Raw genomic sequence first — 7508 nt, forward strand, 5'->3', positions numbered from 1 at the left:
TTCGGCAAATATAAAGGAGTCTCATCATGATAAAACAGAACCCATGCATCTTGTTGATGACCCGGTTGGAGACGATCAGCTTGGTGTTTGCAAACACGCTCACGTCTTTTTTCGGCAACCGCTTGAACATCATTCGAAACCATATGCAAGAACGACTTCACCCGAGTGTATACGATGCAGTTGACCTCATTCTCGTTTCGGACACCAGTCTCTTGCACGATCAGCCAGCTCTTCCGTCAGACATCCCCGTGCTGCTAGCAAGGCGCACGATTGACATTAACAAGTTGGATCAACTCATGGATTTACCTCCAGGAACCCGCTGTCTATTTGTTTCCAACTCCATCGAAATGGTAGACGGCGCGATTGAGCTATTGTTTCATCTCGGATTCTCTCATCTGACTTTTATACCATACGTACCCGATACCGAGACTCCGCTTCCTGAAAAAGATCAAATAGATGTCGCTGTCTGTCATGGACTCAGGGAGCTGATTCCTGCTCATTTTGAAAACGTCATTGAATTGGGGCACCGCCCTTTGGATTTGACGACGATCTTTGATATTTCGCGCCTGCTTGATCTGTCTCCAGATAAGGCAAACCTGTACACAGCCGATTTCATCAGTGATTTCGTCCATATCGGGCGCAAGCTGACCAATTCGGTACATAATGGGCGGAAGCTGAATGAAAAGCTGAGCTCCATTTTAAATGCCGTTCATGAAGGCATTATTGGCACAGATGCCACAGGGAATATCACTGTGCTAAACAAAGAAGCGGAGAAAATTTTGCACATGACTGAAGCAACTTGCATTGGACGAAATATAGCGGAGGTCATTCCCGAATTTCATATACTGGAGGTAGTCGAGTCACACACAGAAGTAACGAAGCAGGTATTGGAGTTCCGCGATTTGTACCTCTTGGTTACCAAGATTCCCACGTTCTTGGATGATCAGTTTCTTGGGGCAGTCATTACCTTTCAGGACGTGACGAAGGTTCAGCAGATCGAACAGGAAATACGGACGAAGAGTGCCAATCTCGGACTGATGACCAAGTATACGTTTGACAATATCATCGGTAAAAGCACGTCCATTCAGGCTAACAAACGCGTGGCGACCAAGCTAGCCGAAAGCGACTTTACGATTCTCATTACAGGAGAAAACGGAACGGGGAAGGAAGTTTTTGCCCAAGCTATCCATCACCACTCGACGCGTCGTGACGGTCCGTTCGTCCCCGTCAACTTTGCAGGGCTGACCGAGAGCTTGGTAGAGAGCGAGTTGTTCGGGTACGAGGAAGGTTCTTTTACAGGGGCACGAAAAGGCGGAAAGATGGGGCTATTCGAGCTTGCTCACAACGGGACTATTTTTCTGGACGAGATTGGGGATGCCCCACTCAGCATCCAAGCGGCACTGCTTCGCGTTCTCCAAGAAAAGCAGGTCATGCGCGTAGGGGGCTATCGCGTCATTCCAGTCAATGTCCGCGTCATCGCGGCTACCAATTGCAACTTGATGGAAATGGTCAAAAAAGGGACGTTTCGCGAGGATTTGTACTACAGACTGAATGTCCTGCCGTTGCACATCCAGCCCCTGCGTGATCGTCCAGATGATATTTTGGTACTGATCGATTATTTCTTGCAGAAAAAAAAGCAGCGTCTGTCCTTCTCCCGAGAAGTGACGGAACAACTACTCCGTTACGATTGGCCAGGCAATATTCGTGAGCTGGAAAATTTCATTCACTATGCAGTCGTCATCGCAGAGGGGAATCAGGTGGAGCTGGCTCATTTGCCGGATCGTTTTTTTGTGGGGCATGTCTCTACTCCACCACTTCTCTCTCACCAGGATGATACGTTGGAGGATACAATCCGGTATTTGTCCAGACAAGGCTCCTTGGTAGATTACACAGCGATCCTGCAAGTGCTGTCCGATTGCTACAAGCGTCAGGAGCGTACTGGACGCAGCGCCCTGCTCGCGAGAATGAACGGTGGTCCCTCCATGACTGAAGCCCAAATCAGGCACAAGCTGACCATGCTGGACCGCGCTGGGTGTGTCTCGATCGGAGTCAAGAAGCAAGGGACGCAGATTACTGCGTTTGGGCAGCAGGTGTTGGAGGCTTTGCTGATTGCTACGAAGGGGTAATTATTGTTGTCTTCCTACGATTGTGGAGCCCGAAGCCCTACCACATGTTTTCCAGTCGCCTATATCCTCTCTTCGTTCGGGCGGTCTCCTTCCAAACATGTGGCAGGGCTTCTTTATAGCAATGTTATTATTCATTCTTCTAGTCGTTTTGAAGGTCAGTGCAAAGTAGCTTACTTACTACAACTTCTTGAATCTCACTTTCAAGGTCGAAAGCCGCATAGGAAGAAGTGCATTTCCAGTCCAAGCGCCTCTGGAGCCCTACCCAGCTTCGGCATAAATGGCGGGGAATTTCAGCTTCACTTATGGAATCCTTCATCGAAACTTCTACGTTTGAAGCGCTCCCGCCATTTATGCCGAAGCGTACAGTCAATCCCCCATGCGGGGCGTAGGCCGAAGCGCAGACTGGAAATGCACTTCTTCCTTCCCCTACAGCATCGATACAGCATATAAAAAAAGCGGCAAGTTTTTAGCTCCTCCGCTTTTTTCATGAATCCACCTACGTAGTCACGATGGACGACTCTATTTTTTCTGGTTGAATCATAGGCAAAATAGGCAGCTCCATCAAATTCCGATGCTTGCCCGGCCCGTAGTAGTCCTGCTCAGCATGAGCCAGAGCGAAGCCATAGGCAGACAGCGCGCGAATAGAGGATGCGTTCGTTTCACTCACCGTAACCTGCACGGTGCGAAGTGTTGGAAACTGGCGCAGGGCTTGCAGTCTGGCTTCGATTAGCCGCTTGCCGATGCCTTGACCTTGAAACTCCTTGCTCACATTGCTGAACAGAAGCCAACCAGTCGTCTGGTACATATCAATGCCGGCGCAGCTAAAACCGATGAGCTGGCCGTTGTAGGTCGCCTTGAAAATCAGCTCAGGAAACAGCTCCATATACTTTTTCAGCTCATGCAAGTTCATTCGATCGGGTAATGTCATATCTGCCAACGTAATCATTTCAGCAAAATCATCTCTTACGACACGCTCAATCTGCACTTCCACCCTACCCGCCTCCTGTACATTCGCTCTTACATTTACACTGTAGCAAACGGGTATAAAGCTGGAATGGATGGCGTGTGAAAGTACTGTAAAATTATTGCGTTCGGCTGAACAAACACCTATAGAAGCGGGATGTAAATAGATACTCGCATCGCCTCAGGAAAGCGTGAACCCCTCACATCTGTCACTTCAAAATCCGGTCCCTCGCCTCTTTCATAATTCGATTGAGGTAACCATGTTCCATAAATGTAGCGACGTGTGTTTTGCACAAGGTCGGCATCACCTGTCACTTTGAATTCCGCGTATTTTCCGCCAGGCAAGACAAACGAAATAAAGCCTTCGGACAGTTCATCAGGAACCTGATGCACAGCCTCCCCGATCACAAAGGAAAAGCCCCCGTCGTCTTCAAATTCGCAGGCGATTCCGTATGACATATCCTCCGCCGCTTTATTCGGAATCCGCAAGTAGTCTTGATTACGTCCAAATTCATAATAGAAGCCCGGTATGTCTTTGAAATGCTGCTCATCCTGTAAACTCGTCCGGAACCTTCGCCCTATGATACGAATGTCATCCAATGTCGTGATGGTTGGTTTGTTCATCATAATCTCCCCTTTGATCGTTTGGCGAAAGGCCAAAAAGTCCATCTTGGCTAGATAAGGCAGCGAATGATTTTCTTTTCGATATCTCCCAGGTGTAATGCCGAACTGCTTCTCGAAAGCGCGAGTCAATGCTTCCTGCGACTGGTATTGATAGGTCACGGCAATTTCGAGCACATTGTCACTTGTCTGTTTTAGTGCCAGTGCAGCTTCCGACAGTCTGCGCTTGCGAATGTACTCCTGTACACTGAAGCCTGAGATTGCCTGAAACAGACGTTGAAAATGAAACGCAGAGAAATGCGCCCTGGAAGCAATATCGGTGATGTTCATTTCTTCCTGAAGATGCTCTTCGACATAATCAATCGCGTCCTGAATCCGCTTGTACGTGTCCATCTTTGACTTCCTTCACCTATTTTTTCTTTAGTATGCGGGAGATGCCGAGCTTTTTTTTGATCAACTGTGCTATCTTTCAAGCTTACGTGGTTAGTCGTTCTACCAATTCGGGCGACAGTTCCTTCGCTTCCTTTTTCCCATCCAGCTGCTGTGTCCAAATCCGCTCATGCAGCATCTCAAAAGCGTATTTTCCCATCAACGTACTGGAGCTGGATACAGTGGTGATCTCTAGTAATTCTCCGATTGGTTGATCATCGCAACCGACTACGGCTAAGTCTTCCGGTACGCGAATCCCCAATCTACTCGCTTCTTTGATGATCCCTGCCGCTATATGATTGCACGATACGATCATTGCTGTCGGCCGCTCTTCTGTTTGCAGCAATTTCCCCACAACATCCTTGCCATCCTGGATCGTTAAACATTCTTCAAATGACCACTCTGAGGAGGGTGTCACGTCAATCGAATGCAGCTTTTCGTAATAGGCACGTTTGCGATGCTGACTGTTAAAGCTGTTTTTTCTACCGATGCAATACCCGATTCGGCGATGCCCCTTCTTCATCAGATACTCCATCCCGATCAGAAACGTTTGATAGTGGTCGATATGAACACTCGAAACAGATGTGGTATCATTTGCTTCACACGTGATGATAGGTCCGTATCCTGCGTATTCATTGAGGGTTTCGCAAGAGCTGGACCTGGAGCACATGATAAGCCCGTCGATTTTTTTATTTTTGAGCAAGTGCAAAACGCTGCGTTCTTGCTCGGGGTTGTTATTCGTTTGACACACCATCAGCTTGTAATGATGCTGGGCTGCTTCTGCTGCAATGCCTTCGATAATGGAGCTGTAGTATTGGTTGTTGACGAGAGGCAATGTCACACCGATGACCATCGTTTTTCCAGTTGAGAGGTGGACAGCATTACTGTTTTGAACATAATTTTGTTCTTCAATAATCTTGAGAATCTCCGCGCGTTTTTTCTCGTTCACGTACGGATGGTTGTTAAGTACTCGGGAAACAGTTGAAACGGATACACCTGCCAATTTCGCGATTTCTCTTATGTTAGCCACTCAGATTACTCCTCGACGTCGGATCAGTACTTATTACATACATCAAAACACATTCCGCTTGCTCTGAAAAGCGTTCCACATCTTATGCTCTCCTTATGTAGAATGAAAGGAGTCGTGTTTTGTGATTCGCTTAAAATTTGAACATCTCTTGTTTATCGTAGGCTTATTGATTTTGGCGCTCGGGATCAACATGATGACGACCATTACATCCTTTGGTCTTAGCCCGTATGATTCTCTGTTTATTGCCCTGCATCAAAACTTCGGGATATCGATTGGCTTCTGGATGTTTGCCATTAACCTGACCTTTGTCATCATCGTCCTTTTCATGGATCGCAGTTATATTTCTGTCGGCGCCATTTTGGTCATGGTGCTGATCTCCGTCTTTGTCGATTTGATCGGGTCCATCGATGGGCTCATGGCTGGTATCCGTTCATTGCCACCGCTTCTGACGATGGCACTCGGAAACATTTGCATCGGTAGCGGTATCGGGTTGTATGTGTGTACGCAAGTGTGCACAGCTCCCCAAGAGGCATTTGTACTGGTTATGTCGAAAAGATTAAAGTGGACATTCAGACGGACTGAAATTTTGCTGGCGTGCATGTTTCTTAGCGCAAGCTTCCTGTTAGATGGCCCGATTTATTACGGAACAGTCGTGCTGTCGTTTACGACTGGCTACATTATTCAAGCAGCAATCAACGTCGGGAATAAAATGCTTCGTCTCGCCAATCAAAGGAAGGGGGCGGAGGCATAATAGGAGGAAAGCCTTGAGAAATTTTCGACCAAAAGTTGTGTGTTCGCTTGCAGTTAGCCTGTTTCTATTGCTTGGTGGTTGCTCCTCTTCCACTGGTCTCGTAAAAGCTGGCGGAGATGTTTTTGCCCAGAGCGAAATTCACAGACTGACCCAAGATCCTGAAAACGTGACGCATTTCCAGCCGATGAGTATTCAGGAATTGACACCGTTATTGCCTTCGTCTCTCCAAAGCCGTATCAGGCTAATGGATAAAACGAAGCTGCCTTTTCCTGTCGAAAAAGAGATAGCCTATCTCGTCTCATTCTCCTCAGGCCCCGAAAAAGAAACACGATACCAGCTACAGCTGACATACACGCAGAATAACGAAGTCCCTATTACGGAAAACTTCTTCATCTTACGTATGACAGAGACAGATGAAAACCCCTTGGCTCATGTGAAACCATCTGCTTCTGGACTGGATTCGTTTGGGAACGTCATGCGGGTTGAGCCATTGACCGACGATATCACTTTCTATCATCATATCATCACGACAAACAGCTCTTATGTGTATAACTTTTACAAATATGATGATAAAAATCACGCAGTAAATCTGATCGTCACAAACGCCCATGAGATGGAGTTCTATGATCAAGGAATCTTTTATCATCTCGCATACCACACCGGAAGCAATCAACTGGATCCTACCCTTCATGATCAGATGGTAGCGCTGGCGAAAGACTTAATTTCTGTCCGTTCCTAAATGAAAAAGAAGGATTCCCCTGTCGCTCATAAGACTGCGAGGCGGAATCCTTTTTTCTATCTCTTGACCTTCACGTGGCGTGAGGCTTTACCATAATTCCCAGTACGATCAAGTAACTGGAGGATGAACGATGCCAAATCACGAACAAATTTATAAAACGCAAGCGGAACAGTACGATTTGATGATTTCCAGACAACCAAGTCTGCTTGCTGTCATCGAAGAAATCACTCCTATCAAAGGACAGGACGTGATCGATCTGGGAGCTGGCTCAGGAAGACTTACCTCTGTGCTTGCCCCTCATGCCAAGTCCGTTCTTGCTCTGGACGCTTCCGCCGCTATGCTAGAAGTGAATGCACAACAGCTGACGCAAGCCGGTCTTTCCAATTGGAAAACCAGCGTAGCCGATCATCGAAATATTCCCGCGGACGATAACAGTGCAGATGTCATCGTAGCAGGGTGGACGGTTTGTTATCTCACCAGTTCTGAAGTTCCCAACAACGAGCTCAATCTTGAAAAGATCATTCTCGAGATGAAACGTGTGCTCCGTCCTGGTGGCATGATCGTCATCATGGAGACGATGGGGACCGGATATGAAACTCCTCATCCACCCGAATTTCTTACACAGTATTATTCCTTGTTAGAAAACAGATACGGCTTCTCTCACAAATGGATTCGCTTGGACTACCGATTTGCAGACTTGGAAGAAGCAGAACGGCAAGCAAGGTTTTTCTTTGGTAATGAGCTTGCGGACAGAATCGTTGTGGAAAAGCTAGTGACTTTGCCGGAATGCGCGGGGGTTTGGTGGTTGGAGGTATAATTGCAAAAAAGCCATCCTTCTCGGATGGCTTT

Annotated in this window: 7 protein-coding genes; 4 read left to right on the top strand and 3 right to left on the bottom strand. The window is 47.2% G+C overall.

Annotation, left to right across the window (positions count from 1 at the left end; genetic code table 11):
- Nucleotides 1–26 precede the first annotated feature (26 nt).
- Nucleotides 27–2126, top strand: coding sequence for a sigma-54 interaction domain-containing protein (locus tag HPY31_RS23285; protein ID WP_172142644.1), 2100 nt, complete (start codon nucleotides 27–29; stop codon nucleotides 2124–2126).
- Nucleotides 2127–2622: 496 nt separating this feature from the next.
- Here the strand turns inward: HPY31_RS23285 and HPY31_RS23290 are convergent, their stop codons facing one another.
- From HPY31_RS23290 to HPY31_RS23300, 3 genes are all read right to left on the bottom strand, one after another.
- Nucleotides 2623–3117: a GNAT family N-acetyltransferase gene (locus HPY31_RS23290; protein ID WP_172142645.1), complete on the bottom strand. Its 495-nt coding sequence runs from the start codon at nucleotides 3115–3117 to the stop codon at nucleotides 2623–2625.
- A 116-nt stretch (nucleotides 3118–3233) separates the two neighbouring features.
- Nucleotides 3234–4103 (bottom strand): AraC family transcriptional regulator, encoded by an 870-nt coding sequence (locus HPY31_RS23295; RefSeq protein WP_172142646.1) that lies wholly within the window; start codon nucleotides 4101–4103, stop codon nucleotides 3234–3236.
- Between the two features lie 82 nt (nucleotides 4104–4185).
- Nucleotides 4186–5169, bottom strand: a complete 984-nt coding sequence (locus tag HPY31_RS23300; RefSeq protein WP_172142647.1) for a LacI family DNA-binding transcriptional regulator — start codon at nucleotides 5167–5169, stop codon at nucleotides 4186–4188.
- Nucleotides 5170–5290: 121 nt separating this feature from the next.
- Between HPY31_RS23300 and HPY31_RS23305 the strand changes: the two genes are divergently transcribed.
- From HPY31_RS23305 to HPY31_RS23315, 3 genes are all read left to right on the top strand, one after another.
- A complete protein-coding gene (locus HPY31_RS23305) occupies nucleotides 5291–5920 on the top strand; it encodes a YczE/YyaS/YitT family protein (protein WP_172142648.1) in 630 nt (209 codons plus the stop codon).
- A gap of 13 nt (nucleotides 5921–5933) precedes the next feature.
- A complete protein-coding gene (locus HPY31_RS23310) occupies nucleotides 5934–6659 on the top strand; it encodes a hypothetical protein (RefSeq protein ID WP_172142649.1) in 726 nt (241 codons plus the stop codon).
- Nucleotides 6660–6789: 130 nt separating this feature from the next.
- Complete coding sequence (locus tag HPY31_RS23315; RefSeq protein ID WP_172142650.1) at nucleotides 6790–7476, top strand: class I SAM-dependent methyltransferase; 687 nt, start codon at nucleotides 6790–6792, stop codon at nucleotides 7474–7476.
- The last annotated feature ends 32 nt before the right edge of the window (nucleotides 7477–7508 follow it).

It is taken from the genome of Brevibacillus sp. HB1.3, assembly GCF_013186635.1.
GTDB classification, from domain to species: domain Bacteria; phylum Bacillota; class Bacilli; order Brevibacillales; family Brevibacillaceae; genus Brevibacillus; species Brevibacillus brevis_D.

What these genes read in the sequence shown, in the direction of transcription:
- HPY31_RS23295 (WP_172142646.1), bottom strand. Translation starts at nt 4,103, where the DNA reads ATGGACACGTACAAGCGGATTCAGGACGCGATTGATTATGTCGAAGAG.
- HPY31_RS23315 (WP_172142650.1), top strand. Translation starts at nt 6,790, where the DNA reads ATGCCAAATCACGAACAAATTTATAAAACGCAAGCGGAACAGTACGAT.
- HPY31_RS23285 (WP_172142644.1), top strand. Translation starts at nt 27, where the DNA reads ATGATAAAACAGAACCCATGCATCTTGTTGATGACCCGGTTGGAGACG.